This window comes from Streptococcus sp. KR (assembly GCF_002238115.1).
In the GTDB taxonomy this organism is placed as follows: domain Bacteria; phylum Bacillota; class Bacilli; order Lactobacillales; family Streptococcaceae; genus Streptococcus.
On sequence record NZ_NGVM01000051.1, the window covers coordinates 1 to 2443 of the forward strand.

Annotated in this window: 1 protein-coding gene; it reads left to right on the top strand. The window is 36.8% G+C overall.

Features of this window, described 5'->3' with window-relative positions; genetic code table 11:
- Positions 1–20 precede the first annotated feature (20 nt).
- A complete protein-coding gene (locus CBI42_RS10650) occupies positions 21–2378 on the top strand; it encodes a VirB4-like conjugal transfer ATPase, CD1110 family (RefSeq protein WP_179211398.1) in 2358 nt (785 codons plus the stop codon).
- Positions 2379–2443 lie beyond the last annotated feature (65 nt).

Below are 2443 nucleotides of genomic sequence, written 5' to 3' on the forward strand. Positions count from 1 at the left end.
AGGAAAGAAAGGACCTGAACATGAAAAGAAAATCAAATACATTAAAGAAACAAAAAACTTCAATGACTAATAAAAAGGAAAAAGTTAAAGAGAAAAAAGAGGAAGTGTTACCCTCAACGGCTAATACTCTTTCCTATCAAGCCCTGTATCAAAATGGTCTGATGCAGGTGAAAGAAGATTATTTCTCACAAAGCTACTTACTTGGGGACGTCAATTACCAAACTGTTGGTTTAGAAGATAAGGGCGCAATCATTGAGAAGTATTCTGATTTGATTAACTCTTTAGATGACCAAACCAACTTCCAATTGACCATCTTTAATAAAAGATTGAATTTAGAAAAGTTTAGACAAAGTGTTTTGTATGAGGAAAAAGAAGATGGATATGATACCTATCGTAAAGAATTGAATCGGATGATGAATCAGAATTTAGACAGTGGTGAAAATAATTTTTCAGCTGTGAAACTGATTAGCTTTGGTAGAAAGGATTCTAATCCCAAACAAGCCTATCGTTCCTTGTCCCAAATAGGAGAATATTTCAAGAGTGGTTTCTCAGAAATTGATGCACGATTTGAATCCTTGGCTGGAGAAGAACGGGTGAACTTGTTGGCAGATATGCTTAGAGGAGAACACCATCTTCCTTTTTCTTACCGTGATTTAACGAGATCTGGTCAGACAACTCGTCACTTCATAGCGCCTAATCTCTTGGATTTTAAAAACAAGAATTACCTACAAATCAATGACCGCTTATTACAGATTGTCTATGTGAGAGACTACGGCATGGAATTAGGAGATCAGTTTATCCGAGACCTCATGCAAGGAGATTTGGAATTGATTGTGAGCCTCCATGCTCAAAGTTCGACTAAGGCGGATGCTATGAAGAAACTACGAACAAAGAAAACCTTGATGGAATCCCAAAAGATTGGGGAACAACAAAAACTTGCTCGTACAGGTATCTATTTGGAAAAAGTAGGCCATGTTTTAGAAAGCAATATCGATGAAGCTGAGGAACTCTTAAAAACCATGACAGAGACAGGAGATAAACTATTTCAAACAGTCTTTTTGATTGGTGTTTTTGGTCAGGATGAAGAAGAACTCAAACAAGCTCTAGATACTATCCAACAAGTGGCCGGCTCAAATGACCTAATGATTGATAAACTTCCATATATGCAAGAAGCAGCCTTTAATAGTTTGCTACCATTTGGTTGTGATTTTTTAGAGGGAGTATCACGGAGTTTATTAACATCCAATATAGCAGTGAACTCTCCTTGGACTTCAGTAGATTTACAAGACCGTAGTGGGAAATATTACGGTATCAATCAAATCTCAAGCAATATTATTACCATTGACCGCAGCTTATTAAATACACCGTCTGGTCTGATTTTAGGGACATCTGGAGCTGGGAAAGGGATGGCAACCAAGCATGAGATTATCACAACAAAAATCAAAGAATCTGGTGAGAATACAGAAATTATCATCGTGGATCCAGAAGCAGAGTACAGTGTTATTGGACGGGCTTTTGGTGGAGAAATGATTGATATTGCGCCTGATTCACAAACCTATCTCAATGTTCTTGACTTGTCTGAAGAAAATATGGATGAAGATCCTGTAAAGGTAAAATCAGAATTTCTTTTATCCTTTATTGGCAAGTTATTGGATAGAAAAATGGATGGAAGAGAAAAATCGATTATTGACCGAGTTACGAGACTCACCTATCAGTCATTTAAAGAGCCTTCTTTGGAAGAATGGGTTTTTGTCTTGAGTCAACAGCCAGAAGAAGAAGCGCAGAATTTGGCACTTGATATGGAACTGTATGTTGAAGGTTCTCTTGATATTTTTTCTCATAAGACCAATATTCAAACAGGATCCAATTTCTTAATCTATAATGTTAAAAAGTTAGGAGATGAGCTGAAACAAATTGCCCTTATGGTTGTTTTTGATCAGATATGGAATCGAGTCGTACGGAATCAAAAATTAGGGAAGAAGACCTGGATTTATTTTGATGAAATGCAGCTTCTCTTATTAGATAAATATGCCAGTGACTTCTTCTTTAAATTGTGGAGTCGTGTCAGAAAATATGGAGCCAGTCCGACTGGAATAACACAAAATGTCGAAACTTTATTGTTAGATCCAAATGGTAGACGGATTATTGCCAATAGTGAATTTATGATTCTCCTCAAGCAAGCAAAAAATGACCGAGAAGAACTGGTTCAACTCTTAGGCTTGTCAAAAGAACTCGAAAAATACCTAGTCAATCCGGAAAAAGGGGCTGGACTGATAAAAGCTGGTTCAGTTGTTGTTCCCTTTAAAAATAAAATTCCTCAAGGTACACAATTGTTTGATATCATGAGTACGGATCCTGATAAAATGGCTTCTAACTAAGGGGAAGTAGAATGAAGGATAAAAGAGAAATCATACGTGCCCGAAAGGCATTTAGAAGAAGTCTA

Excerpts from the sequence above, each read along its gene's own strand:
- CBI42_RS10650 (WP_179211398.1), top strand. The coding sequence starts at position 21 with ATGAAAAGAAAATCAAATACATTAAAGAAACAAAAAACTTCAATGACT.